General features: G+C 74.1%; 21 protein-coding genes. 8 read left to right on the top strand and 13 right to left on the bottom strand.

Annotated features, from left to right (window positions below):
• Positions 1-126: 126 nt before the first annotated feature.
• Both mmsA and ADK41_RS25310 read left to right on the top strand, forming a co-directional pair.
• Positions 127-1,629 carry a CoA-acylating methylmalonate-semialdehyde dehydrogenase gene (gene mmsA / locus ADK41_RS25315; RefSeq protein ID WP_030818634.1) on the top strand — a complete coding sequence of 501 codons (1,503 nt, stop codon included), beginning with the start codon at positions 127-129 and terminating at the stop codon, positions 1,627-1,629.
• Positions 1,630-1,813: 184 nt separating this feature from the next.
• Positions 1,814-2,461 carry an HAD family hydrolase gene (locus tag ADK41_RS25310; protein WP_030818632.1) on the top strand — a complete coding sequence of 216 codons (648 nt, stop codon included), beginning with the start codon at positions 1,814-1,816 and terminating at the stop codon, positions 2,459-2,461.
• A 58-nt stretch (positions 2,462-2,519) separates the two neighbouring features.
• On the opposite strand, the gene ADK41_RS25305 is transcribed toward ADK41_RS25310, so the two are convergent.
• The gene (locus ADK41_RS25305; RefSeq protein ID WP_030818630.1) at positions 2,520-3,002 is read right to left on the bottom strand and encodes a hypothetical protein; all 483 of its coding nucleotides are present in this window, start codon (positions 3,000-3,002) and stop codon (positions 2,520-2,522) included.
• 9 nt (positions 3,003-3,011) lie between these two features.
• A complete protein-coding gene (locus ADK41_RS25300) occupies positions 3,012-4,457 on the bottom strand; it encodes a helix-turn-helix domain-containing protein (protein WP_030818629.1) in 1,446 nt (481 codons plus the stop codon).
• A gap of 205 nt (positions 4,458-4,662) precedes the next feature.
• On the opposite strand from ADK41_RS25300, the gene ADK41_RS41780 reads away from it, so the two are divergent.
• Together ADK41_RS41780 and ADK41_RS25295 are read left to right on the top strand one after the other, a co-directional pair.
• The gene (locus ADK41_RS41780) at positions 4,663-4,869 is read left to right on the top strand and encodes a hypothetical protein (protein WP_063756454.1); all 207 of its coding nucleotides are present in this window, start codon (positions 4,663-4,665) and stop codon (positions 4,867-4,869) included.
• On the top strand, positions 4,866-5,243 hold the full coding sequence (locus ADK41_RS25295; RefSeq protein WP_030818627.1) for a DUF6415 family natural product biosynthesis protein: 378 nt from the start codon (positions 4,866-4,868) through the stop codon (positions 5,241-5,243). Before ADK41_RS41780 ends, ADK41_RS25295 begins: the two co-directional genes overlap by 4 nt.
• A 175-nt stretch (positions 5,244-5,418) precedes the next feature.
• Here the strand turns inward: ADK41_RS25295 and ADK41_RS25290 are convergent, their stop codons facing one another.
• Positions 5,419-6,378 (bottom strand): SDR family oxidoreductase, encoded by a 960-nt coding sequence (locus ADK41_RS25290; protein ID WP_030818625.1) that lies wholly within the window; start codon positions 6,376-6,378, stop codon positions 5,419-5,421.
• A gap of 309 nt (positions 6,379-6,687) precedes the next feature.
• Positions 6,688-7,068: an AQJ64_40280 family protein gene (locus tag ADK41_RS25285; protein ID WP_030818623.1), complete on the bottom strand. Its 381-nt coding sequence runs from the start codon at positions 7,066-7,068 to the stop codon at positions 6,688-6,690.
• A gap of 369 nt (positions 7,069-7,437) precedes the next feature.
• Here ADK41_RS25285 and ADK41_RS25280 point away from each other — a divergent pair, with 369 nt between their 5' ends.
• The 3 genes from ADK41_RS25280 to ADK41_RS25270 all read left to right on the top strand — a co-directional run bounded on the left by ADK41_RS25280 (position 7,438) and on the right by ADK41_RS25270 (position 12,096).
• Positions 7,438-10,083 (top strand): alpha/beta fold hydrolase, encoded by a 2,646-nt coding sequence (locus ADK41_RS25280; RefSeq protein ID WP_030818621.1) that lies wholly within the window; start codon positions 7,438-7,440, stop codon positions 10,081-10,083.
• Positions 10,080-10,979, top strand: a complete 900-nt coding sequence (locus ADK41_RS25275) for an ABC transporter permease (protein WP_030818619.1) — start codon at positions 10,080-10,082, stop codon at positions 10,977-10,979. Before ADK41_RS25280 ends, ADK41_RS25275 begins: the two co-directional genes overlap by 4 nt.
• 151 nt (positions 10,980-11,130) lie before the next feature.
• Positions 11,131-12,096: a chaplin family protein gene (locus ADK41_RS25270; RefSeq protein WP_037803126.1), complete on the top strand. Its 966-nt coding sequence runs from the start codon at positions 11,131-11,133 to the stop codon at positions 12,094-12,096.
• Positions 12,097-12,197: 101 nt separating this feature from the next.
• Here ADK41_RS25270 and ADK41_RS25265 read toward each other — a convergent pair whose 3' ends face one another.
• Positions 12,198-13,463: an NAD(P)-binding domain-containing protein gene (locus ADK41_RS25265; protein WP_030818615.1), complete on the bottom strand. Its 1,266-nt coding sequence runs from the start codon at positions 13,461-13,463 to the stop codon at positions 12,198-12,200.
• Between the two features lie 2 nt (positions 13,464-13,465).
• Positions 13,466-14,728, bottom strand: coding sequence for a hypothetical protein (locus ADK41_RS25260; protein WP_030818613.1), 1,263 nt, complete (start codon positions 14,726-14,728; stop codon positions 13,466-13,468).
• 170 nt (positions 14,729-14,898) lie between these two features.
• Between ADK41_RS25260 and ADK41_RS25255 the strand changes: the two genes are divergently transcribed.
• Positions 14,899-16,191, top strand: coding sequence for a glycoside hydrolase family 26 protein (locus ADK41_RS25255; RefSeq protein ID WP_030818611.1), 1,293 nt, complete (start codon positions 14,899-14,901; stop codon positions 16,189-16,191).
• A gap of 194 nt (positions 16,192-16,385) precedes the next feature.
• Here ADK41_RS25255 and ADK41_RS25250 read toward each other — a convergent pair whose 3' ends face one another.
• Genes ADK41_RS25250 through ADK41_RS25220 form a run of 7 tightly spaced genes read right to left on the bottom strand, consistent with a single transcriptional unit; the run spans position 16,386 to position 25,000 of the window.
• Positions 16,386-17,036, bottom strand: coding sequence for an LPS biosynthesis protein (locus tag ADK41_RS25250; RefSeq protein WP_030818609.1), 651 nt, complete (start codon positions 17,034-17,036; stop codon positions 16,386-16,388).
• A 52-nt stretch (positions 17,037-17,088) separates the two neighbouring features.
• The gene (locus tag ADK41_RS25245) at positions 17,089-18,225 is read right to left on the bottom strand and encodes a glycosyltransferase (RefSeq protein WP_030818607.1); all 1,137 of its coding nucleotides are present in this window, start codon (positions 18,223-18,225) and stop codon (positions 17,089-17,091) included.
• Positions 18,225-18,989, bottom strand: coding sequence for a polysaccharide deacetylase family protein (locus ADK41_RS25240; protein ID WP_030818605.1), 765 nt, complete (start codon positions 18,987-18,989; stop codon positions 18,225-18,227). Before ADK41_RS25240 ends, ADK41_RS25245 begins: the two co-directional genes overlap by 1 nt.
• Positions 18,973-20,988, bottom strand: a complete 2,016-nt coding sequence (locus tag ADK41_RS25235) for a murein biosynthesis integral membrane protein MurJ (RefSeq protein WP_234318499.1) — start codon at positions 20,986-20,988, stop codon at positions 18,973-18,975. The genes ADK41_RS25240 and ADK41_RS25235 overlap by 17 nt, the downstream gene beginning before the upstream one ends.
• Positions 20,985-22,334: an O-antigen ligase family protein gene (locus tag ADK41_RS25230; protein ID WP_030818601.1), complete on the bottom strand. Its 1,350-nt coding sequence runs from the start codon at positions 22,332-22,334 to the stop codon at positions 20,985-20,987. Before ADK41_RS25230 ends, ADK41_RS25235 begins: the two co-directional genes overlap by 4 nt.
• 6 nt (positions 22,335-22,340) lie before the next feature.
• A complete protein-coding gene (locus ADK41_RS25225; protein ID WP_030818598.1) occupies positions 22,341-23,765 on the bottom strand; it encodes an exopolysaccharide biosynthesis polyprenyl glycosylphosphotransferase in 1,425 nt (474 codons plus the stop codon).
• A complete protein-coding gene (locus tag ADK41_RS25220; protein WP_030818596.1) occupies positions 23,762-25,000 on the bottom strand; it encodes a glycosyltransferase family 4 protein in 1,239 nt (412 codons plus the stop codon). The genes ADK41_RS25225 and ADK41_RS25220 overlap by 4 nt, the downstream gene beginning before the upstream one ends.
• Positions 25,001-25,026: the final 26 nt, after the last annotated feature.

The raw sequence follows: 25,026 nt of genomic DNA, 5'->3' as shown, positions 1-25,026 counted from the left end.
CACCCGGTCCTGGTGGGATGGATCCGTGGCCGGTGCCGCGGCGCGTCCGCCCGCGGCCGGGGCGCACACGCTGTACGAACGGCACGTCTCCACCCGTCGCCGCCATCTGTGAAGGAGCTCTCGGTCATGACGAAGATCGTCAACCACTGGATCGGCGGCAGGACCGCCGAAGGCGCCTCGGGTACGTACGGTCCGGTGACGGACCCGGCGACCGGCGAGGTCACCACGAAGGTCGCGTTCGCCTCCGTGGAGGAGGTCGACGCCGCCGTCGCCGCCGCCAAGGAGGCGTACCTGAGCTGGGGCCAGTCCTCGCTCGCCACCCGCACCGGCATCCTCTTCCGGTTCCGCGCGCTGCTCGACGCCCACCGCGACGAGATCGCCGAGCTGATCACCGCCGAGCACGGCAAGGTGCACTCCGACGCGCTCGGTGAGGTGGCGCGCGGCCTGGAGATCGTCGACCTGGCCTGCGGCATCAGCGTGCAGCTCAAGGGCGAGCTGTCCACGCAGGTCGCCAGCCGCGTCGACGTGTCGTCCATCCGCCAGCCGCTGGGCGTCGTCGCCGGCATCACGCCGTTCAACTTCCCGGCGATGGTGCCGATGTGGATGTTCCCCCTCGCCATCGCCTGCGGCAACACGTTCGTGCTGAAGCCGAGCGAGAAGGACCCGTCGGCCTCGGTCCGCCTCGCCGAACTCCTCTCCGAGGCCGGTCTCCCCGACGGCGTGTTCAACGTCGTCCACGGCGACAAGGTGGCCGTCGACCGCCTCCTGGCCCACCCCGACGTCAAGGCGGTCTCCTTCGTCGGCTCCACCCCGATCGCCCGCTACATCCACACCACCGCCTCCGCGAACGGCAAGCGCGTCCAGGCTCTCGGCGGCGCCAAGAACCACATGCTGGTCCTCCCCGACGCCGACCTCGACGCAGCGGCCGACGCGGCCGTCTCCGCGGCCTACGGCTCGGCGGGCGAGCGCTGCATGGCGATCTCCGCGGTCGTCGCCGTCGGCGCGATCGGCGACACGCTGGTGGAGAAGATCCGCGAGCGCGCCGAGAAGATCAAGATCGGCCCCGGCAACGACCCCGCCTCCGAGATGGGCCCGCTGATCACCAAGGTCCACCGCGACAAGGTGGCCTCCTACGTGGCCGGCGCGGCGGACGAGGGCGCCGAGGTCGTCCTGGACGGCACCGGCTTCACCGTCGACGGCCACGAGAACGGCCACTGGATCGGCATCTCCCTCCTCGACAAGGTGCCGACCACGGCGAAGGCCTACCAGGACGAGATCTTCGGCCCCGTCCTGTGCGTCCTGCGCGCCGAGACCTACGAGGAGGCCCTCGACATCGTCAACGCCTCCCCCTTCGGCAACGGCACCGCGATCTTCACGAGGGACGGCGGCGCCGCCCGCCGCTTCCAGCTGGAGGTCGAGGCCGGCATGGTCGGCGTGAACGTCCCGATCCCGGTCCCCGTCGGCTACCACTCCTTCGGCGGCTGGAAGGACTCCCTCTTCGGCGACCACCACATCTACGGCAACGACGGCACGCACTTCTACACCCGCGGCAAGGTCGTCACCACCCGCTGGCCCGACCCGGCCGACGCCCCCACCGGCGTCGACCTGGGCTTCCCGCGCAACCACTGAGCCCGCGCGAACCGTCACCCCGGCCGGCCGGGGTGACGGTTCACGCCGTCCGCCGGACGTAACCGCTCCGGGGCCACGGTCTGCTCCCGGCCCCCGCCGACGGGACGCACGAACGCGGTCGAGCGTGGACGCTGATCTTCCCTCAGCGGAGTGCTTGCGCATTCGGTTCTAGGCTGCGGTCGTGATGGAGACCATCGTGTTCGACGTCGGAGAGACGATCACCCGGGACGACCGGTACTGGGCGTCCTGGGCCGACTGGCTGGATGTCCCCCGCCACACCCTGTCCGCGCTCGTGGGTGCCGTCGTGGCCCGGGGGCTGGACAACGCCGAAGCTCTCCGCCTGGTACGGCCGGGCATCGACGTCGCTGCCGAGTACCAGGCCCGCGACGCCGCCGGCCGTGGGGAAGACCTGGACGAGAGCGACCTGTACGACGACGTCCGCCCAGCACTGACCGCGCTGCGCCGGCTGGGCGTCCGCGTGGTCATCGCCGGGAACCAGACACCGCGCGCGGGACAGTTGTTGCGGAGCCTGGATCTCCCGGCGGACCTGATCGTCACCTCGGGGGAGTGGGGCGTTGCGAAGCCGCAACCGGCCTTCTTCGACCGGGTCATCGAGGTCGCGCAGACGGTCCCGGAGGCGACCCTGTACGTGGGTGACCACCCGGCCAACGACGTGTTCCCCGCGAAGGCGGCAGGGCTGCGTACGGCGCACCTTCGCCGCGGACCATGGGGCTACCTGTGGGCGGACGATCCGGAGGTGGTGGCGCAAGCGGACTGGCGGATCGACAGCCTTGCCCAGCTCACCGGCATCGTCGGCGCCTGGCGGGCATGAAACGGCCTCACCGGCCGGATGGTCGACGAGGCCGTTCCAGCGCATGGGGACGTGGGGCTCATCCCCGCGCGGCCCCGGCGGGCCAGACGACGTCTACGGGGAATCCGGCTTCGCGGGCTTCCTGGACAGTGTCTGCCGTGCCGCCGCCCTTGCCGCTCGGGGGCGTGCCGTCCCAGACAGCGACCAGACGGCTGGCCCGGTGCAGCAGCGTGCGATTGGCCTCCTCATAGGCGGCTCGGTTCGCCGTCTCGTTGTCGAGTACGACGACATCGTCCGCGGCCTGCACGAGCCGATCGAACGCGTCGGCGTGGTCGGGTTTGACCTTGCTCTGCCGGTAGTCCTTCGAGGGGACGACCACGACCAGGCGGCCACCCAGCTCGAGGACGACTTCAGCGAACAGGGTGTCGGATCCCCTGGCGATGCACGAGACGCCGGTGAGGTCGTCGACGTAGGGCCGGAGTGTTTCCCGTAGCGCATCGCGCACCAGGGGCACGCTGCTGTCGGTCAGGTCCATGTGCCCGGTCACGGCGATCGTGGTCACGGCGCTCCTTCAGCTCGACAGGACGTCGCGGATCCTTGCCCGCGCCTCGCCGACCGTACGCGATGCCGACCGGCCCACGGTGTACGGGTACAGCTGCCCGAGCTGGGCGCGGACACGACTTGAGCGGGTCCGGGCAGCAGCGTCGACTGCGTGATGTGTGTGTTCGACTGCGCCGGTCAGATCCCCGATCAGGAAGTGGCACTCCGCAAGCCCGATCAGATCCAGGGCGTGGCTACGCCCTGCCTCCGAGCCACGTCCGGCGAGCGCACTGCGGATGTTTCCGGCAGCGGCCTCCGCATGTTTCTGAGGATCTGCGCGAGCCATGTCCAGCAGACGGCCGCCGGTGACACCGGCCAGCTCCGCACTGTCGAAGTACGCGATCCAGTAGGGCTCTTCCTCCCCGCCGGCGTCGGCGAGTGCTTCCTCCGCCTCGCTGGTGGCCCGGCGGAATGCCGCAGCCCGGCCCATGGCCGCGTACGCCCATGCCTCCCGCGTGTGCAGCATGGCCCGCAGACGCGGGTTGGCTGCTCTTCCGGCGCCCTTTTGCGCCAAGTGCGTGAGTTCGAGGGCGTCCTGCGGACGGTCCAGGTACAGCATCTGCCGCGCCATGCCGGCCAGCACGTTGGCGCCGAATGCGGTGTCGTCGGCAGCGTGAGCAGCGCGCAGCGCCAAGAGGTAGTAGTTCTGTGCCTGTTTCTGGTGTCCAGAGTCCCAGGCCATGGTTGCTGCGGTCCCACCGAGGTAGGCCATCACCTGGAACAACCCCTGTTCGACATCCGGTGCCTGGTGGTCCTCCAGGTGGCCGACCACCTCGTTGAGTTGTCCGACGACCGCCTTGCGGCGGAGGCCGCCGCCGAACCGATGGTCCCACGCACGGAAGGCACGGGCCGTCGCTTCCAGTTCGTGGACCTCACGCTGTCCGATACGTCCGCGGCGGTGGCCCTGATCGACCCGCGGGGCGGGCTGGAGCCATCCCTCCAGGGTGTCGAGCAGGGGTGCTCCGGACAGAGTGGCGCCGGCGAGGGCACGGGTTGCGGTGCGGCGGTCCATCACGAGGTCGCTCCTGGTCAGGTCTGCGGCCAGGTGCACTGCCACTGCGGGACACCAAGCGGTGCCCTCAGAAGGCTGTGCGGTAGGCGGAGTCAGCGGGTCGGGGATGTCGGGCTGTTCTTCCCACGGGCGGTCGGCGAGGCCGACGAGACGTCCGGGGATGCGCAGCCCGTCTGCGATGCGGCAGATCACATCGAAGCTCGTGACCTGCTGTTGGCCGCTGATGATCGTGGAGACCTTGCCGGGGGTGAGCTGGCAGGCCGACGCGATGCGGTTCTGGGACAGGCCGCCCCACTTCTTGATCAGTGAGAAGGCCGCGGCGAAGTCGTGCTCTGCCAGGGCTCGCTTCACGTCGTCTCGTTCGAGGACCTCGGGAGCGAGCGGGCCGTGGGTGATGGCATCCATGGGGCCGACTTCCGTAGTGATGGTAGGCGCTTCGTCACGCGTTCACGGAATCAGGAACGAGCGTATTACCGCTTCGGTAACACCCGTCGGTTATGCCGCAGTTGTGCGCGAGCGGCGACCCTCGACGCATGACAGACAAGACCCCGGCGACCGCGCTGCGAGCGGCCCCGGGGCATGGCCAACGCTGCTGAGGAGCGTCAACACCATGAACGCTACCGCCCCACCGAAGACCGGCGTCAAAATGACGATCCAGGTCTACACCGTGAACGCGCAGGGGGCCGTCGTCGAGGACCGGGGCGAGCTGGTCGCCGTCGGGTTCGGGGAGGACCCGGCCGCGCTCGCCCCCGGCGCCTTCGGATTCCCGCCCTGCCGGTGCCCCCGCCACCGCACCCGCCGGGCGGTGACCCGGTGACCACCACCCGGCCGGACACCCGGACCACGCCGGTCGACCTCGCCACGATGCGCGAGACCGTGAACCGGCTGCTGGATCCCGACGCCGTCCCCGAAGCCCTGCCGCCGACCGGTGACGAGCTTCAGACGCTGACCGCCCTCGTGCGCGGTCACCTGGAGCTGCTGGTTCCCGAGGTGGAGGCGGCGGCCCGGAAGCTGAAGCCGGACAGCGTCCACCGCTACACCGTGCTCGGCTGTGTGTGGGAGGCCCGCAGCAGGCTGGAGACGCAGCCCAGTCCCCGCTTCGGCGGCGCCCCCGGCTACGCCCGGCGCCTGGCCCGCGCGCTGAACGCCCTGTGCGACCACTACGAGACGCTGAACGGGACCATCCGGTGACCGCGCCCGTGCCCATGCCCGTGCCCGTGTGCCGGGCCTGCCGCAAGCCGCATAACCCGTGTCCAGGAACCGGGGTCAAGGCCCGCGTCCTGCACGGACTCGGGCAGCCGTCGCTCCCGTCTTCCGTGACGTTCGGCGGCAGCGGCGTCTGTTTCCGGTTCCGGTTCGGGATGTGTCAGCGGTAGTTGTCCGCCGAGCCGTCCTTCCTGCCGTACAAGGTGTCCTCAAAGTACGCCCAGGCGTCGGGCTGGCTGCCGTCCACGTCGCGTACGCCGTAGGCCTTGGCGAGGTCCGCGCTGGAGGCGGACTTCTTGTTCCAGCGGGCCGCCCGGTCCGGGTCCGCGGCGAGCGCGGCGACCCCGCGGGCGAGGTAGTGCGGTGACTCGGCGATGGCGAAGGCGGGTTCCTGGGCGACGGCGTCCCGCCAGTTCTCCTCGCTCACACCGAAGTGGGCAAGCATCTGTTCCGAGCGCATGAAGCCCGGTGTAACGGCGACGGCCGTGCCCCCGTACTGCGCCAGTTCCTCCCCCAAGCCGAAGGCGATCCGAATCGGTGCGTTCTTGGCGAGGTCGTAGAAGAGGTTCTCACGGTAGCGGCGGTTGGACGCCGCCGTGCCGTCGGTGACCTCGACGTGGAGCGGGGCGTCGGAGCGCACCAGGAGCGGGAGGGCCAGCGCCGCGGTGATCACGTGGGACCGGACTCCGAGTTCCAGGATGCGCAGCCCGTCGGCGAGGGGCGTCTCCCAGCTCTTCTTGCCGAACACGGACTTCACGAGGAGGTGCTCGCCGCCCCACAGATCGTTGACGAGGACGTCCAGCCGTCCCTGCTCGCGCTCGATGCGTCCGACGAGGGCACGTACCTGGTCCTCGTCGAGGTGGTCGGTGGGCACCGCGATGCCGGTACCGCCAGCCGCCGTCACCAGTTCGCCGGTCTCCTCGATGGTCTCCGTGCTCCGGCCGATCTCGCTGGCGTGCGTACGGGTGGTGCGGCCGGTGACGTAGACCGTGGCGCCCAGCCGGCCGAGTTCGACGGCGAGCGCGCGTCCGGCACCGCGTGTGGCCCCGGCGACGAGTGCGATCCGACCGGTCAGCGGAGCTCCGTCGGTGATGTGCTGGGTGGTGGTGTCCTGGTTCATGCCACCACCGTGCACGGTAAACACGACAATCTGCGTCGCCATTTCCTGGGAAATTCCACCGCTCCCCCGGTCGGTAGCGGTAGCCGCTGTTCGTCATGGGCTTCGCCAACAAGGCCGGCGCCGGCACCGCGCTCGTCCTGGGCGCGCTCCTCGTCGCTCACATGCTGGGCGTGGACCCGACCGATGCCGTACGCCGCATCCTCGACATGTGACCGCCGTCGTGCCCGGAACCCGGCCACCCCCAGTCCCGGGCACGACGGCATGAACCACCCCGGACCGTGGCGACACCGGTCGGGAACAGGCCGTGGATCAGATGGCGGGGCCGGCGCTCCACGCGTCCCGGAGCGCCGGCTGCACGTCCTTCCCGAGCACGAGGTGGGTCGTCCTGCCCGGCAGGGTGGGCAGCTCGGCCCAGTGAGTCACGGTGTCATGGCCGGCGAGGCCGTAGGGCAGGTGGACGTATCCGTCGGAGTCGACGAAGCAGTTCCTGTGTTCCGTCCCGTCCTCGCTGAAGTGCCGGTCCGTGAAGTACATCGGCCTCACCAGCCAGAACTCCTCCCCCGACGCCGTTTCGGACTCGGCGTCGTCGGCCGGATACCGGCCCGTGACCGCCACCGCCACCGGTGCGCCGCTCCACGGCAGTCCCTCGCGTGCGTCGACCCAGGTCACCTGGGTGTCCAAATGCGTCATCCCCATCCTCGGTCAAGCGTTCGGGGCTCGTCTTCCGTCCATGCGCCTACGCGTCGGCAGGGCCGCTGTACCGGCTTCGGTACCCGGTAGGACCGCCCCGCGCTCGCGCGGGTTGCGTGAGCCGGGACGAATTCGTCCGCTGCCGCGGACCCACCGCATGAGGTGATCTCCCAGGAGACGGCACGCCCGATACGGACGTCGTGACGCGGCCGCCGCCATGTCGGGAGGCGTCCTGTCCGGCCGGAGTGCGAGCACCGCCGCGTACCGCGGACGCGGTACGCGGCGGGGGTTCCGTACGCCTGCGGGAGGTCCCCGGGTTCGGTCTGCGGTCGACGTCCCGGCGACAGGCCGACCCCGTACGGTTGACGCATGGATCTTCGACTGCCCGGAGCGCGGTGGCCGCGGCCGCGACGGGTCATCGCCGCCGCGGCCGCCGTCGTCGTGCTCGCCGGCGCCGGTACGTGGACCGCCGTCGCCTCCGACGACGCGCCCGCGGTCCGCCGCGCCGACCGGGTCATGAACACGGGCGACGGGGTGCGCATCGACACCTCGTACTTCACCGCGGGGCCCGGCGGCCGCCGCCCCGCCGTCCTGCTCGGGCACGGCTTCGGCGGCAGCAAGGACGACGTGCGGGAGCAGGCCGAGGACCTCGCGCGCGACGGGTACGCGGTCCTCACCTGGTCCGCGCGCGGCTTCGGCGCGTCGACCGGGAGGATCGGGCTGAACGACCCGGAGAGCGAGGTCGCCGACGTCTCCCGGCTGATCGACTGGCTGGCGGACCGGCCCGAGGTCCAGCTCGACGAGGACGGCGACCCGCGGGTCGGCATGGCGGGCGGCTCCTACGGCGGCGCCATCGCCCTGCTCGGCGCCGGGTACGACGACCGGGTCGACGCCATCGCCCCGGCGATCACCTACTTCGACCTCGCCGAGGCGCTCTTCCCGAACGGCGTCTTCAAGAGGCTGTGGGCGGGCGTCTTCGTCAACTCCGGCGGCGGCTGCGAGAAGTTCGAGCCCGCCCTGTGCGCGATGTACCAGCGGGTCGCCGAGTCCGGCCTCCCGGACGACGAGGCGCGCGAGCTGCTCCGGGCGCGCTCGCCGTCCGCCGTCGCCGACCGCATCGACGTGCCCACGCTCCTGCTGCAGGGCCAGACCGACTCCCTCTTCCCGCTCGGCCAGGCCGACGCCGCCGCGCAGGCGATCCGCGCCAACGGCGCCCCCGTCGACGTCGACTGGATCGCGGGCGGCCACGACGGCGGCGACCCGGAGACGGACCGCGTGCAGCGGCGCGTGAGCACCTGGTTCGACCGGTACCTCAAGGACGACGAGGGCGCCGACACCGGCCCCGCCTTCCGCGTCACCCGCACCGGGGGCGTCGACTCCACCGACGGACGGGCCGTGCTGAACGGCGCGAGCGCCGACGCCTACCCGGGGCTGACCGACGGCGGCCGCTCCTTCCCCCTCACCGGACGCGAACAGAGCTTCGCCAACCCGGCCGGCGCCAACCCGCCCGCCGTCTCCTCCCTGCCCGGCCTCGGCGGCTCCGGCGGACTCGCCCAGCTCTCCTCCCTCGGCGTCGGGATCTCCCTGGACTTCCCGGGCCAGCACGCCCGCTTCGAGTCCGCCCCGGTCGCCGGCGATCTGCGGATCACCGGATCGCCGACCGTCACCGTGCGCGTGAAGTCGACCGGCGGCGACGCCGTCCTCTTCGGCAAGGTGTACGACGTCGGCCCGGACGGACGGCAGCAGGTACTGCCCTCGCAGCTCGTCGCCCCGGTCCGCGTCGAGGGCGCCAAGGCCGGCAAGGACGTGACGCTCACCCTCCCCGCCGTCGACCACGAGGTGCGCAAGGGCCACCGCCTGCGCCTCGTCCTCGCCTCCACCGACCTCGGCTACGCCTCCCCGGCCGCCCCGGCGACGTACACCGTCTCCCTGAAGAGCGACCTCACGGTGCCCACCGCGCCCGGCGTGACCACCGCCGCGGCCCCGCTGCCCGCCTGGGTGGTGTGGCTGCCGGTCGCCGGCGCCCTGATCGCCCTCGCCCTGCTGCTCACCGGTCGCCGCCGCACCACCGCCCCGGCGCCCGACCCGGAACTCGCCGACGTCCCGCTCCGGATCACCGGTCTGAGCAAGCGGTACGCCCGCTCCTCGGACCGGTACGCCGTGCGGGACCTGTCCTTCCGGGTCGAGAAGGGCCAGGTGCTCGGCCTCCTCGGCCCGAACGGCGCGGGCAAGACGACCACCCTGCGCATGCTGATGGGCCTGATCAGGCCCGACGGCGGCGAGATCCGCGTCTTCGGCCACGCCATTCGCCCCGGCGCCCCGGTGCTCTCCCGGGTCGGCGCCTTCGTCGAGGGCGCGGGCTTCCTGCCGCACCTGTCCGGCCGGGAGAACCTGGAGCTGTACTGGCGGGCCACCGGGCGCCCGCCCAAGGACGCCCACCTGGAGGAGGCGCTGGAGATCGCCGGCCTCGGCGACGCGCTCGCCCGCGCGGTGCGCACCTACTCCCAGGGCATGCGCCAGCGCCTCGCCCTCGCCCAGGCCATGCTCGGCCTCCCGGACCTGCTCATCCTCGACGAACCGACCAACGGACTCGACCCGCCGCAGATCCGCGAGATGCGCGAGGTGATGATCCGGTACGCGGCCGCCGGACGCACGGTGATCGTCTCCAGCCACCTGCTGTCGGAGGTCGAGCAGTCCTGCACCCACCTCGTGGTGATGGACCGCGGGCGGCTCGTCCAGGCCGGTCCGGTGCAGGAGATCGTCGGCTCCGGCGACACCCTGCTCGTCGGGACGGAGGAGTCCGTGGACGAGCCGGTCGCCGAGAAGGTCGCCGCGCTGCCGGGCGTCGCCTCCGCCGTCCGCACCGACGAGGGCCTGCTGGTCCGGCTCGACGCCGGCGGCACCGCCCCGCGCCTGGTCGCCGAACTGGTCCGGCTGGAGGTGCCCGTGGCGTCGGTGGGCCCGCACCGACGCCTCGAAGACGCCTTCCTCACCCTGATCGGAGGTTCCGCATGAGCACGCTCACCGAGCGGGCCGAGCCCACCGGGCACGCCGAGGGCGCCGGACCCGTCGAGGTCGCCGCCGGCTACCGCGCGGGCCGCACCCTGCCCCTGCGGGTCGAGCTGGTCCGCCAGCTGGGGCGCCGCCGCACCCTCGTGATGGGCGCGATCCTCGCCCTCCTGCCGTTCGTGCTGATGGTCGCCTTCGCGATCGGCGGTGAACCGGACCGTCCGGGCGGCCGGGTGAACCTGATGGACACGGCCACCGCGTCCGGCGCCAACTTCGCCGCCGTGAACCTGTTCGTGTCCGCGGGCTTCCTGCTGGTCATCCCCGTCGCCCTGTTCTGTGGGGACACGGTCGCCTCGGAGGCCGGCTGGTCCTCCCTGCGCTATCTGCTCGCCGCGCCGGTGCCCCGGATGCGGCTGCTGTGGTCCAAGCTGATCGTCGGACTGGGGCTGAGCCTGGCCGCGATGGTGCTGCTGCCGGTGGTGGCGCTCGTCGTCGGCACGGCCGCCTACGGCTGGGGTCCGCTGCACGTCCCCACCGGCGGCACGCTCGATCCCGGCACGGCGGCGCAGCGGCTCGTGGTGGTCGTGGCATACCTGTTCGTGTCGCAGCTGGTCACCGCCGGGCTCGCGTTCTGGCTGTCCACCCGCACCGACGCCCCGCTGGGCGCGGTCGGCGGCGCGGTCGGCCTGACCATCGTCGGCAACGTCCTGGACGCCGTCACCGCCCTCGGGGACTGGCGTCACTTCCTGCCCGCGCACTGGCAGTTCGCCTGGGCGGACGCCGTCCAGCCGACCCCGGAGTGGTCCGGCATGATCCAGGGCGCGTCGGTGTCCGTGACGTACGCGCTGGTGCTGTTCGCGCTGGCGTTCCGCGGGTTCGTCCGCAAGGACGTGGTGTCGTGACCGGTGGCCCCCTCCGGGTGCGGAGCGGGCCAACCGGGTGAATCTGCGCAACCGATTCCGCCGAGTCGGGTTGATGAAGGAGTAGGCCATGCGGCAGCGGAGGGCCAGAACGCGTGGCCGCTCCCACTCTTCAAGCAGGAAGACAACCACATTGCGACAGACCCTGAGCAGGGGAGTGTTCGTGGCGGCCGCCGCCGCCACGGGCATTCTGTCCCTGTACGGAACCCCCGCCCTCGCCGACTCGTACGCGGTGGGCAGTGCCGAGGATTCTCCCGGTGTGCTGTCCGGGAACGACGTGCAGGCGCCGGTCCACGCGCCGGTGAACGCGTGCGGCAACGGCGTCACCGTGGTCGGTGCGTTCAACGAGACGGGCGACAACACGTGCGTCAACGGCTCCCACACGTCCGACCACGGCTCCCACAAGTCCGACCGCGGCTCGCGCGACTCCGGTGGCGCGCGCGCGGTGGGCGGCGCCGAGGACTCGCCCGGTCTGCTGTCCGGGAACAACGTGCAGGCGCCGGTCCACGCGCCGGTGAACGCGTGCGGCAACGACGTCGACGTGGTCGGGGTGTTCAACGAGACGGGCGACAACACGTGCGTCAACGGCTCCCACACGTCCGACTCCCACACGTCCGACCGCGGCTCGCGCGACGAGACCTCGCACGGCGACTCCTCCTACGGTGAGTCCTCCTACGGCGACTCCTCGTACGGCGACTCCGGTGGCGCGCGCACGACGGGCGCCGCCAAGGGCTCGCCCGGTCTGCTGTCCGGGAACCACGTGCAGGTGCCCCTCCACCTGCCGGTGAACGCGTGCGGCAACAGCGTCGACGTCATCTCGCTGTTCGACGACGCCTACGGCACCACCTGCGTCAACGACGGTGGTTACGGTTACGGCGAGGACGAGCCCGAGAAGGAGACGCCGCCCACCAAGGTCAAGACGCCTCCCGCCCACGAGGCCGAGAAGCCCCCGGCCGAGGAGGAGGAAGTGCCCGGCAACCCGCCGCACCTGGCCGAGACCGGCAGCGACGGCATGATCGCCGCCTCGGCGGCCGGCGCCGTCCTGATCACCGGCGGCGCGATGCTCTACCGTCGCGGCCGTCTCGCCTCCCGCCGCTGATCCGCCGGCTGCCGGGCCCGCCCCACCCGGCAGCCGTACCCGCGGGACGACGCGTCCCCCGGACCGACCCGGTCCGGGGGACGCGTCGTCGTCTGCGCCCGTCAGCCGTTCACCGGCGACGGCGCCCCGCTGCGGCTGCCGCCGCCCGGGACGGGAACCGACCCGCGCACCGGCGTCGACCTCAGCCGGCGGCGCACCCCCTGGACCAGGGTCGGCGCCGTGAACGTCGCGCCGTGCACGAAGCGCATGGCCGGGCCGAAGCCGGACGCGGTCACCAGGCCCGCCAGGAACAGCCCGGGGTGCGAGGACTCGAAGCCGTGGCCGAGCACCGGGGAACCGTCCGGCAGCGCCGCCAGCGTCCCGCGCAGCTCGGCGGAGAGCAGGCCGAGCCGGTCGCGGTGCGCCTTGAACCCCGTGGCGGCGATGACGTGCTCGGTCTCCAGGGAGCGCCGGGAGCCGTCCCGGCCGGTCAGGTCCAGGCGCAGCCCGCCCGGCACCGCGGCGGCCGCGGTGACCTGCTGGCCCGGCAGCAGGTCCACCGCCCGCTCCACCCGGTCCCGCACCCACCACGCGCCCGCGGGGCCCAGCGCCGTGGCCGCGATCCGCGACCGGGTCGACTGCGGCAGCCGCCGGTACAGGCCGGGGCGCTCGGAGTAGAACCAGTTCCGCCAGCCGGGGCCCAGTCCGCTGTGCGGCGAGCGGAGCGACTGCCACCACGGGCGCTCCCAGGGCGGCGGCACGTCGTTCCACCGCAGCCGCTCCGCGCGCGCCAGCACCCGTACCCGCGTGCCCTGCTCGGCGAGGAGCGCCGCCGTCTCCAGGGCCGCCTGGCCGCCGCCGATCACCGTGACGTCCTTGCCCTGGAAGTGGCCCAGGTCGCTGTGGTGGCTGCTGTGCGTCACCAGCGTGGGGTGCAGCCCGCGCAGGGCCGTCGGCACCTCGATGAACGGCATCACCCCGATGGCCAGCGCCACCGTCCGAGCGTGCAGCGCCTGCCCGTCCTCGGTGACCGCCGTGAAGCCGTCGGGACCGGACGACACCCGGGTGACCGTGCGCTCGTCCACCTCCGGCACGGCGTTGCGGGCGAACCACAGGCCGTACGAGGCGAACGCCTCCACCGGGATCGGGTGCGCGTGCCGTGCCGTCAGGCCCTGCTCGGCGCAGTACGCGTCCAGCCGCCAGCGTCCGCCGGGGTCGGACAGGTTGGACGCCCACGGTTCCGACTTCAGGAACATGCCGCCGGGCATGTGGTCCCGCCAGGACGCCATGGGCCGGCCGAACACGCGCAGGTTCAGACCGGCGGCCGCGGCGTGGGCCGCGATCGACAGGCCGTACGGACCGGCGCCCACCACCAGGAGGTCGTACATCATCAGCTGCTCGCTTTCTCGTCGTCGATCGGAGGGGTCAGGGAGGGCGTGGCCTCCCGGGGGGCCGGGCGGGGCGCCGGCACGGCCGCCGCCGTGCCCAGCCGATGCCGCAGCCGGCCGGACACATGACGGGCCCACAGGGCCCACATCGCCCATCCGGGGGCCCGGTCGTCCCGGGCGTACCAGGCCAGTTCGCGGCCGCCGGACGCCGTGCGCAGCGCGGCGAACGGCGCGTAGTTCTCCACCACGAACGCCCGTCCGGCCACCGGATCCCCGTCCGGCAGCGGACGGCCGGTCAGATCCAGGTGCAGGGCGCGTACGACGTCCAGTCCCGCGCTGTCCGCGAAGAGCCGGAACTGGGCGCCGGGGCGCGGGTTGAAGTCGAGGAGGTGGTAGCGGCCGGTCGTGCCGCAGCGGCGGAAGTCGAGGTCGAAGACGCCGCGGTAGCCGAGTTCGCCGGTGAGCCGTTCGGCGAGCGCCCGGACCTCGGGGTTGGGCGTCCAGTGGCCCACCGCGGTCAGCCCCGCGCCGCGCGGCCAGGACAGCCGCTTGTGGCCCGGACCGCCGGCGCGCACGGCGCCCGCGCGGTCGGCGTAGCCGTGGAAGAACCAGTCCCGGTCCTCGCCCGGCGGCAGGTACTCCTGGAGCAGCAGCGGGCTGCCCGCCTCCGCGGTGCGCGCGTACAGCTCCCGGGCCTGCTGCGCGGAGTGCACCAGCCGGGTGCTGCGCAGTCCGCCGCCGGCCGGCAGCAGCCAGGGCCGGCTCCACTTCGCGACCAGCGGCAGCCCGAGCCGGTGGGCGTCGTCCACGGCCCGCCCGGGGCTGTCCGGGACGAGGGTGCGCGGGTGCGGGATGTCCGCGGCGGCGCACACGGCGGCCAGTTCCGCCTTGTCGGCGACGCGTTCGGACAGCGTGGCCGGCATCTCGGGCAGCAGGTAGGAGGGCGCGAGGTCGCCTCGCAGCCGGCCCGCGGCGATCGCGGTCGCGTCGTCCAGCGGGATCAGCACGGCCGGGCGCCCCACCCGTTCGGCCACCCGGCGCAGCACGGCGAGGATCTGCTGCGCGGATGCTCCCGGCGGCGGCGGGGAATGCATGCTGTGGACATAACGCGAGCGACGAACGGGACTTCCCGTGGAATCGGCGACGACATGCACCTCCACTCCCGCCCTGCCGAGTGACCGCACGGCCCCCAGCGTTCCGTGGTGAAAGGGATTCCGGTCGGTCCGCAGCAGTACGGCGGGGACACGGGTGTCGAGCAGCGACACGAATACTCACTTTCCTCTGGCGCCGGATCACCCGCACGGGCGAGCCCGGCACTCGAAAGCCGCAGTGACATTGGCACCGCCGTATTTCCTGTGCCTGAATTCACATGACTGTTCGTCAAGAGCGGCTGGTTCAGGCAGAAGGCGGACGTGAACGAGAAGAGGAGCAGCCAATGGCCCCACAGCACAGGCGGGTCCGGACCCGCGCGATGGCCGTGGGCGCGGCGGCGGTCGTCGTGGCCGCCGCCCTGGCGGCCGGTCCCACGACGGGGCCGGAGCCGGCCGACGACTCCCGTCCGGCGGCGCCGGCCCCGGACGGGCCCGTGGCCGTTCCCACGGTCCCCGCGGTCCCGAAGGTCCCCGCCGCCCCGGCCGTCGACATCCCGTCGGTCCCCGTGCCGGCGCTGCCGGCGCCGCTCGGTGACGTCCCGGCCTTCGGCGCCTTCCTCGCCTCCGACGCCCGCGGCGTGGACCGCATGGAGCAGTTCAGCCGCTGGCTGGGCGGCGCCGAGCTGCGCGTCGGCCACACCTACCTGCCCGGCAACCACTGGAGCGACATCGAGGGGGACGTCGGCTTCCTCGACGCGTGGGCGCGCTGGCGCAACGCCGAGGACGACCGGATGCTCGTCCTCAACGTCCCCCTGCAGGAGCGCAACGAGGCGGGCGTCCCCGATCACGAGGTCCGGCAGCTGCTGCGGCGGGGTGCGGCCGGGGAGTTCGACCACCACTTCCGCGCCCTCGCCGAGCGGCTGGTCGAGCTGAAGGTGCCGGACACGGTCCTGGTGCTCGGCTGGGAGATGAACGGCGTCACCTACACCCACCGCTGCGGTCCCGACCCGGAATCCTGGAAGAAGTACTGGAACCGGATCGTGCGGACCATGCGCGCGGTGCCGGGCCAGGAATTCCGCTTCGACTTCACGCCGAGCCGCGGCCGGGACGCCGTCCCCTGGACGCGGTGCTACCCCGGCGACGACACGGTCGACATCGTCGGCATGGATTCCTACGACCAGCCGGCCGGGCACTCCTTCGACGAACAGGTGAAGGAGCCGTACGGACTCCAGGCGCACGTCGATTTCGCGAAGGCCCACGGAAAACCGATCTCCTATCCCGAATGGGGGCTCTTCCGCAACGGCGACAATCCCGAGTACATGCGGCGCATGCTCGCGTGGATCGACCGGCACAAGCCGCTCTACAACACGGTGACCGACTACTGCCCGCACGGCGTGTGGCAGTGCGACGACAACCCGGAGTCGTCCCGCGTGTACAAGTCCGTGCTCCACGGACGCACCCACGAGGAGGAGCCGGACACCACGCCGCAGACCCCGGCGCCCTCTCCCGTGCCGACCGTGCCCGGCGTGCCGCTGCCGCCGGAGGACTGCTCGCCGCTGGACCTGGGCCGGTGGGTGGAGTACTGGCTCGGCGGGAAACTCTGCTTCCGCTTCGACTGGTGGTCGCGCACCCGCTAGGGCCCGTGGTGGGCGTCCCGTCGGCCGCCCGAGGGGCGGGCCGGGCGGCGTCGGGTGCGTGCTCCCGGCGTGCCGGGCCCTGGGCCCCGTACCGGGCGTACTCGGCTCGGCGCCCGGTGCGGCGGGAGGGTGTGCACGGCGTCGCCCGGCGGACGGGACGTTCGCAACAGGCCCCGGGGGCCGTCCCGGCCGCGTCACCGCTGCACATCGGCGGCGGTGGCCGGGCCGGGCACCGAGGCGGCGGGGGCCGGACCCTCGCCCCGGCCGGTCCGCCTCGGCCTGGCGAGCAGCACCAGGCCGCCCAGCAGGCCGCCCGCGCTCGCCCCCACCAGCGCGGTCACCCCCGACGACGCGGACGACGGCTTGCCCGGCCGCACCGCGCGCGAGAACTGCACGAGCCGGACCTGCGTGCTGCCCTTGGTGTCCTCGGCGTGCCGGGTCAGCGCGCGCGAGACCGCGTCGGCCATGTCGACGGCCAGTCCGGGCTGCGCGGAGGTGGCCGTGACGGCGACCATCGGCGCGTCCGGCGAGGTCGCCGTGCGGACGCTGTCCCGCAGCGTCCGCACCGGCACCCCGGCCCACACCTGCGCGTCGCCGAGCACCGCGAGCTGGGTGGCGACCCGGCCGTACGCCTGCGCGAAACCGCGGGCCGCGTCCGAGGGCGCCTTGTCGGTGGGCACGGCGACGACGTAACTGGTGGCGGTGTACACCGGGGGCGTGACCAGGCCGTATACGCCGCCGGACAGACCACCGAGGAACGTGCCCGCCACCAGCGCGGACCAGGCCGGCAGCTTTCTGACACGGTCCAGGGACGGACGGCGCCGACGGGTCGGGGTGTCGGTCATGACGGGCTTGCTCCCTCGAAGGTACGGCAGAGACATGCGGTGCGGCGGAGGCTCACGGTGCGGCGGACGGCGACGCGCCGGCCACGGCCGCCGTGTACACGTCCATGAGGCGGGCCGTGCTGCGGGTGATGCTGTAGTGGTGCGCGGCCCGGCCGGCCGTGCGCGGTCCGGGGCCCGCCGCACGGACCTCGGCGATCGCGCGGGCGTACGCGGCGGGGCCGCCGCGCACCCGCCGGGCGTCGGCGCGGGCCTCGGGCGGCAGGTCCTCGATCGCCGGGCAGGAGGCGTAGAGCACGGGCAGACCGGACGCCAGCGCCTCCACGGCCGCCAGACCGAAGGCCTCCTCCGCGGACGGGGAGGCGAACAGGTCCATCGCCGAGGTCAGCGAGGGCAGGTCGGGGCCGGGGGTGCCGTCGGGGACGACGGGACGCTCGCCGGTGAACAGCACCCGCCCCGCCACCTTGGCCTCGTGGGCGGTGCGGCGCAGCACGTGCTCCTCGGGGCCGCCGCCCACCAGCAGCAGCCAGTGGTCCTCCGGCAGCAGGGCGAGCGCGCGGACGAGGACGTCGAACCGCTTGCCGCGGGCGAGCCGGCCGACGCCGCCGACGACGAACGCCCCCTCCGGCAGGCCGAGGCGCCGACGGGTGCGCTCCCGTCGCTCCGGGTCGAAGCGGAAGCGGTCCAGGTCGATGCCGTTGGGGACGACCTCGATGCGGGGGGCGGGCACGCCCCAGCGCTTCAGCCGGTCGGCCACCGTCGGGGAGACGGCGACCGTCGCCGACCCGAGCCGCTCGCTCGCCAGGTACAGCGCGCGCACGCCGGCCGTCAGCCTGCGGCCCTCCATCTGGGTGTCGCCCAGGGAGTGCTCGGTCGCCACGACCGCGCGGACCCCGGCGACCCGGGCGGCGAGCCGGCCGTAGACGCAGGCCCGGTACAGGTGCGTGTGCACGAGGTCGTAGCCGCCGGCCCGGATCACCCGGACCAGACGGGGGAGCGCGGCCAGGTCGCGGTTGCCGCCCATGCCCAGGTGCACGACCCGCACGCCGTCGGCGCCGAGCCCGTCGGCGACCGCGCCGGGGTTGGTGAGCGTCACCACGTCGCAGTCGACCGGCAGGTGACGCAGCAGCAGCCGCAACTGCTGCTCGGCGCCGCCGACACCGAGCCCGGTGATGATGTGCAGCGCCCGCATCACAGGCCCTCCACCGGACGCCGGCGCAGCCGGTGCAGCCGGAGCTTGAGGTGCAGGCGCCACGCCGTGTCGTTCTGCCCGACGTGCGCGCGCGGCAGGGCGTGCGGGCCGGTCAGCGGGCCGGGGTCGATGGCGCAGGCGTAGGCGTAGCCCGCCTTCCGCACGGCCTCGACGGCGCGCGCGTCGACCGTGCCGTACGGGTAGCAGAACCCGGCGGCCGGGGCGCCGGTCAGCTCCTCGATCCGGGCGCGGCTCCCGGCGACCTCGGCGGTGAGCGTGGCGTCGTCCGCGCGGGTCAGGTCGACGTGGGTGAGACCGTGCGAGCCGATCTCCACGCCCCCGTCGGCGGCGCGCCGGATGCCGTCCGCGGTCAGCAGCGGCTTGCGCGGGCCGAGCGGGTCCCAGGCGTTGTCGCCGCCGAGCCGTCCGGGCAGGACGAAGAGGGTGGCGCCGCAGCGGAAGCGCTGCAGCAGCGGCAGGGCGCCGGTGAGGAAGTCGGTGTAGCCGTCGTCGAAGGTGAGGCCGACCAGGTCCCGGCCCTCGCCGCGGGCGCGCGCGGCGAGGAGTTCGGCGACGGACACGCCGCGCAGTCCGCGCCGGCGCAGCCAGGCCAGCTGCCGCTCGAGCCGCCCGGGGGTGACGGTGATGCGGTACGGGTCGTCCGAGCAGTCGCCCACCGAGTGGTACATCGCCACCCAGGGGACGGGGCCCGGGCGGGGCGCGGAGGGTCTGCCGGCGGCGACGGAGTCAACGGGAGCGGCCATGTGTGAGCTTTCGTGTGACGGTGCGTACGGAGCGCAGTGCGGATACGGATACGGAGCGCCGGGCGACCGGGACGGACAGGGCGAGCGGCACGAAGACGGCGGCCACGGCCGGACAGCCGGCCGCGAGAGCGGCCACCGGGGAGTCGAAGAGGCTCGCGGCGGACGTCCCGGCGGCGACGGCGAGGACCGAGGCGAGCACGGGCCGGCTCAGCCGGCCCAGGACCCCGCGGACGCCGAGCGTGAGGCCGCCCGTGTCGCCGGGGCGGGCCGTGCGCAGGCCGGTCAGCAGCAGCACGGCCGTGACGGTGATGCCGAAGGCGTTGGCGGCGGCGATCCCCGCCACCCCCCAGCGGCCCACGGTCACCGCGCCGATCAGGGACGTGACGACGACGCCGGCCGCCATCACGCCGAGCGGGTACCAGCTGGGGCGGCCCGCCGAGAAGTAGCAGCGGACGAGGGCGCCCACGAGGGTCTGGCCGAGCAGACCGAGGGCGTACACGCGCATGACGTTCGCCGTCGCGGCGCTGTCGGCCGCGGTGAACGCCCCCCGCTGGAAGAGCAGTTCGATCATCTGCGGGGCGCAGGCGATCACCGCGCACATGCCGGCCAGCACCACACAGGACGCCAGCACCAGGTCCCGTTCCACCCGGGCGCGGGCCCGGCGGGTGTCGCCGTCGGCGAGCGCCCGTGCCACCACGGGGAAGGTGACGGTGCACACCATCAGCGACAGTGTCATCGGGATCTGGGCGACCTTCTGCGCGTAGTTGAGGTGCGAGATGGACCCGGCGGGCAGGGAGGACGCCAGGAACCGTTCGACGAGGACCTGCGACTGGCGGCACAGCGCGAACAGCAGCACGGCGGCGATCAGGGCGAGGCGCACCGGCCGCTCCTCGTCCGCCGGCCCGGTCGCGGCGGGCGCGGGCGCGGGCGACGCGAGCCGCCGCCACAGGGACGGCAGCTGCACCGCCACCATCAGGCAGCCGCCCACCGCGACCCCGACGGCCGCCGAGCGCACCCCCCACTCCCCGCCGAGCAGGAACATCGTCGCCACGATGCCGGAGTTGTACGCGACGTAGATCGCCGCCGGCGCGAAGAAACGGCGGTGCGCCCGCAGCGCGGCGCTGCAGTACCCGGCGAGCCCGAAGGCCAGCAGGCTGAGCGCGGTGAGCCGGGTGCAGTCGACGGCGAGGCGGGGGTCGGGCAGACCGGGCGCCAGCACGCGGACCAGGTACGGGGCCCCGGCGGCGACCAGCGCCGTCACCGCGGCGAAGGCCAGGCACAGCCGGGGCAGGGTGGCCTTGACCAGGTCGCGCACCGGGTCGCCGGGCACGCCCCGGGCCCGTCGCGCCAGCGCCATGCTGAACGCCGGGATCAGCGCGATCGCCAGCCCGTCCTCGATCAGCAGCGTCGCGGCGATCTCCGGCACGGTCCACGCCACCAGGAAGGCGTCCGTGTCGCTCCCGGCCCCGAACAGCCGCGCCAGCGACTGGTCCCGCACCAGCCCGAGCAGCGACCCGGCGATGGACAGCACCGCCGTCCCCAGCGCGGCCCGGGCGAGGAACCTCCGGGACACCGCGCCCGACGTGCCGCCGTCACCGGCCGCGCTCCCGGACCCGCCGCCCCGCGCCCCGCGGAGCTCGCGTCCGCCGGGCGCGGGGTCGCCGGTCCTGAGCCCGCCCGGCTCACCGACGTCACCGCCCGTCCCGCCGGAACGCGCCGCGGGCGGCGCGTCCACGTCGTCACCGGGCGCACCCTTCGTCCCCCCGGCCCCGGATCCGCCGGACTCGGGGACGCCGGTCGCCGTGCGGGTGCCGGTCACCGTGCGGGCGCCGGTCGGGGGACCGACGGGTCCGGGTTCCGCGGGCCGGGGCCCGTCCGCCGAAGGGGCGCCCGTCGCGGGCCGGTCGGAGGCGGGAGCACCGGCCCGGGATCCGCCCGCCTGGGGGTCGCCGGTCCTGAGCCCGCCGGAACCGGGAGTCTGCGAAGGCAGCACGGTCATCGGGTCGAGGCCTCCTCGATGCGGGCGGGCGCTCCGTCCCGCCGCGGGGCGGCGTCCGCCCGGTCGTCGCGGGACAGGGCCCACCACGCCGTCAGGCCCAGGGCCACGCCGGTCAGGACGGTCGAGGGACCGCCGATGTCGCCGTAGAAGAAGTCGGTGAGCAGCCAGAGCAGCAGGCCGACGGCGACGAGCGCGCAGTCGAGGCCGGGGCCGCGGCGGCGGGCCCGCAGCAGGCGCCGCAGCGCGCACACCAGCAGCGCGAGCCAGCCCCCGGCGAGCGCCAGCAGCCCGATCAGGCCCTGCTCGCTCAGCACCAGCAGATACATGCTGTGCGGCGACAGCAGTGCCTGCTTGTGGTAGTCCGTGCCCGCGCCCGCGATGTCGCTGCCCGAGGACAGCGCCAGGGTGGCGTGCCCGTCGCGGTACTCGGGGAAGTTCTTCAGCCCCACGCCGGTCCACGGGTGTTCGCGCCACATGCCGGTCGCCGCCGCCCACAGGGTGTACCGGTCGACGACGGACTGGTCGGGCGTGTCGGCGACCTCCGTGATGCTGCCGATCCGCTCCTGCAGCATCGCCGTACCGACCCCGAACCCGCCCGTCAGCACGACGCCCGCGGCGACCACGGCCGCCGCCACCTTCAGCGCGCGCCGCAGCCCCGCCAGCACCAGCTGCACCGTGCACGCCAGCGCGGTCGCGATCCACGCGCCCCGGCTGAAGGACAGCGCCAGCGGCAGCACCAGCAGCAGGGCGCACCCGGCGGCGGCCGTCCGCTGCCGCGCCGGGGCCCGCCCCAGCGCGATCCCCGCCGCGCACACCACGCCCAGCGACACCGCCGTCGCCATGCCCATCACGTCCGTGGCTCCGAAGGTGCCGACCGCCCGGACGGGCTCGCCCTGGTACGAGGCACCGGTCCCGGTGACGTACTGGTGCACCCCGACGGCCCCCTGCCACAGGGCGAGCCCCACGAACGACCAGGCCAGCACCCGGAAGTCGGCCCGGCCACGGAGCAGCACCAGCACGGTGGCCGGGACGAGGACGAACACCTGCAGATAACGGCCCAGGCCGCCCAGCGCCGCCTGGGGCGAGGCCGCCCCCATGGCGGCGAGCGCCAGTCCCACGACCGGCAGCCCCAGCACCACGGCCGCGCGGGGCGACAGCGGGCGCCGCCGTTCCCGCAGCAGCCGGATCACGCAGTATCCGACCACCAGCGCGGACACCACGTCGGCGGGTCCCGCGCCGTCCCCCGTCGGCGGCAGGCCCGCCAGGACGACCACCGCCACCAGCGGCAGGACCGGCCCCAGGGCGGCGGCGGCCCGGCGCGGCGGCGGGACGAGGACGTGGCTCACGTGGCGTCAGCTCCCCGTCGGGCGGACCAGCGTGGTCGCGGTGCGCAGCAGGATGCAGACGTCCCGCCACAGCGACCAGTCGTCGATGTAGGCGTTGTCGAACCGGCAGCGGTCCTCGATCGAGGTGTCGCCGCGCAGCCCCTGGACCTGCGCCAGACCGGTGATGCCGGTGCGCATCCGGTGCCGGGTCGCGTAACCCGGGTATGTCTGGCTGAACTGAGTGACGAAGTAAGGCCGTTCGGGCCGGGGCCCGACCAGGCTCATGTCGCCGCGCAGCACGTTCCACAGCTGGAGCAGCTCGTCCAGCGAGGTGCGCCGCAGCATGCGGCAGAACCAGCGCATCTCGTGCTCGTTGGCCACGCTCCACCGGGTCGCCGACTCGCGCTCGTCGACCGGACGGTGGGTGCGGAACTTCAGCAGCGTGAACGGCTGCCCGTTCCGGCCGATGCGCTCCTGCCGGAACACCACCCCCGGCCCGTCGGCCAGTCGGAGCGTCACCGCGCACACCAGCAGCAGCGGGCTGACCAGCAGCAGCAGCGTCCCCGAGACCAGGACGTCGAGCATCCGCTTGCCGAGGCCGCCGCCGCGCGCCGGGGCGAAGTCCAGCCGCCGGCAGGAGAACCCGGCCAGCCGCTCCCGCGCCGGGTACGGCGCCGGGTCGGCGTCCACCTCCCAGACCGTGCAGCCCGACGCGGCCAGCGACCGCAGCAGCGGCCCCTGTTCGGTCCGCACCGAGGGATGGACGGCGAGCACCGCCCGCACCCCGTTCTGGATGACCGCCCGCTCGACCTCCTCGTCCGTGCGCAGCACCGGCACGCCCTCGGCGCCGTCCGACTGCCCGGCGACGATCCCCACCGGCCGCACCCCGCACCGCGGGTCGCGCAGCACGGCGGCGGCCACGCGCTGCGCGGTCGCGGCCGGCCCGACGACGAGCGCGGCGTGCGGGCGGCGCAGCAGCGCGGCCCGCCGCCGCCCGTGCACGACCGCGCGCAGCGCGCAGGCCGCCGCCGCCTGCACGGCGAGCCCGGTCAGCACGGTGCCGGCGGACAGCGCGTCCTGTGGCCGGTACGCCGCCCACAGCACCGCGCCGGCCGCCCAGGCCACCGCGACACGGCCGCACACGGCGGGCAGTTCCTCCAGGAGCCCCGGCACCGGCGGCCGGGTGTCGCGCGGGCGCAGCAGCAGCGACACCGCGATCAGCAGGGCGACGAGCAGTGGATGGCGCTGGGCCCCGGGCAGCACCAGCGCGGCGGGCAGGAGGGCGGCGCCGTCCGCGACGAGCAGCGGCAGCGGTGAGGCCGTCCGGGGCGGCGCGGCGGGCAGCCGGGGGCCGGTGTCGGCGCCGCGCGGCGGCACGACGGAGACGGGTGAGGGGAATCCGTGGTCCCGCGGCGTCACGCCGGGGGAGGACACGGTGCGTTCGGCGGTCACGAGTGGATGGACTCCCTGTACTCAAAGGACTCGACGCGCGATGTCGTCCGGTCGGCCTCGGCGTCCCCGGCCACCCGACAGGGGCGTGTCCTCGTCGCGACGGGCCGGGTGCCGAGCAGGTCGTGGTAGATGTCGGCGACCGCTCGCGCGGTGTGCCGCACGTCGTGGAGGGACAGCACGTGCCGGCGGCCCCGGTCGCCGAGGGACGCACGCAGCGCCGGGTCGAGCAGCAGCTCGCCGACCGCTCCCGCCAGGGCCCGGGGGTCCTCCGGCGGCACCACGCACGGGGCGGCGAAGGAGGGCGGCAGGCTCTCGCGGGCGCCGTCGACGTCCGTGACGACCACGGGCCGCCCGCAGGCCATCGCCTCCAGCGGGGCCAGCGCCATGCCCTCCCAGCGGGACGGCAGGACGACGAGGTCGGCGGCCTGGTACCAGAGGGAGGCGTCCGCGACGGCCCCCGCGAACAGCACGGATCCGGGCGCGACCGCGCGCAGCCGGTCACGGTCCGGCCCGTCGCCGACCAGCACGAGACGGGCCTCGGGCACCCGGCGCAGCACGGTGTCCCAGGCCCGCAGCAGGACGTCCTGCCCCTTCTGCCGGCACAGCCGCCCCACGCACACGACGAGCGGCGCCCCCTCGCGCAGCCCGGCCAGCGGCGCGAGCCCGGCCCGTACGGGGCCGACGGGCGCCGGGCGGAAGCGGTCGGGGTCGATGCCGTTGGGCACGACGGTCCAGCGGCCGGTGATCCCGGCGTGCACGCCGGTGGCGCGTTCCGCCTCGCTCACGCACACCACCCGTGAGGCCCAGCGGGCCGCCCACCGTTCCCAGCGCAGCGCGAGGGCCGCGGTGCTCCCGCCCACCGCCTCGAACGACCAGGCGTGCGGCTGGAACACCGTGGGGATGCGCCCGCGCACCGCGAGCCGCCCGGCGAGCCCGGCCTTCGCGCTGTGCGCGTGCACCAGATCGGGGCGCACCTCGTCGATCAGCCGGGCCAGCTGCCGTACCTCCCGCGCCAGCGAGGCGCCCGGCGAACGCGTCGCACTCCAGTGCCGCACGTGCGCGCCGAGCGACCGCAGCCGGCCGGAGAGCGCGCTGTCGGGGCAGATCGCGGTGACGTCCAGGCCGTCCGCGAGCTGGGCCCGCACCAGGTCCGTCACGACACGGGCCACTCCGCCGTCCACCGGCTGGGTGAGGTGCAGGACGCGCGGCCGGTGACAGGCGGTCGACGGGTACACGGGCACGGTCTTCTCGCTTCTGAGGG

Source organism: Streptomyces caelestis (assembly GCF_001279005.1).
In the GTDB taxonomy this organism is placed as follows: domain Bacteria; phylum Actinomycetota; class Actinomycetes; order Streptomycetales; family Streptomycetaceae; genus Streptomyces; species Streptomyces heliomycini.
This window is presented reverse-complemented; position numbering and strand designations above follow the sequence as displayed.

What these genes read in the sequence shown, in the direction of transcription:
- ADK41_RS41780 (WP_063756454.1), top strand. Translation starts at nt 4,663, where the DNA reads ATGAACGCTACCGCCCCACCGAAGACCGGCGTCAAAATGACGATCCAG.
- ADK41_RS25280 (WP_030818621.1), top strand. Translation starts at nt 7,438, where the DNA reads ATGGATCTTCGACTGCCCGGAGCGCGGTGGCCGCGGCCGCGACGGGTC.
- ADK41_RS25265 (WP_030818615.1), bottom strand. Translation starts at nt 13,463, where the DNA reads ATGTACGACCTCCTGGTGGTGGGCGCCGGTCCGTACGGCCTGTCGATC.
- ADK41_RS25310 (WP_030818632.1), top strand. Translation starts at nt 1,814, where the DNA reads ATGGAGACCATCGTGTTCGACGTCGGAGAGACGATCACCCGGGACGAC.
- ADK41_RS25245 (WP_030818607.1), bottom strand. Translation starts at nt 18,225, where the DNA reads ATGCGGGCGCTGCACATCATCACCGGGCTCGGTGTCGGCGGCGCCGAG.
- ADK41_RS25285 (WP_030818623.1), bottom strand. Translation starts at nt 7,068, where the DNA reads ATGACGCATTTGGACACCCAGGTGACCTGGGTCGACGCACGCGAGGGA.
- ADK41_RS25250 (WP_030818609.1), bottom strand. Translation starts at nt 17,036, where the DNA reads ATGACCGACACCCCGACCCGTCGGCGCCGTCCGTCCCTGGACCGTGTC.
- ADK41_RS25255 (WP_030818611.1), top strand. Translation starts at nt 14,899, where the DNA reads ATGGCCCCACAGCACAGGCGGGTCCGGACCCGCGCGATGGCCGTGGGC.
- ADK41_RS25275 (WP_030818619.1), top strand. Translation starts at nt 10,080, where the DNA reads ATGAGCACGCTCACCGAGCGGGCCGAGCCCACCGGGCACGCCGAGGGC.
- ADK41_RS25240 (WP_030818605.1), bottom strand. Translation starts at nt 18,989, where the DNA reads ATGGCCGCTCCCGTTGACTCCGTCGCCGCCGGCAGACCCTCCGCGCCC.
- mmsA (WP_030818634.1), top strand. Translation starts at nt 127, where the DNA reads ATGACGAAGATCGTCAACCACTGGATCGGCGGCAGGACCGCCGAAGGC.
- ADK41_RS25290 (WP_030818625.1), bottom strand. Translation starts at nt 6,378, where the DNA reads ATGAACCAGGACACCACCACCCAGCACATCACCGACGGAGCTCCGCTG.
- ADK41_RS25235 (WP_234318499.1), bottom strand. Translation starts at nt 20,988, where the DNA reads ATGACCGTGCTGCCTTCGCAGACTCCCGGTTCCGGCGGGCTCAGGACC.
- ADK41_RS25300 (WP_030818629.1), bottom strand. Translation starts at nt 4,457, where the DNA reads ATGGATGCCATCACCCACGGCCCGCTCGCTCCCGAGGTCCTCGAACGA.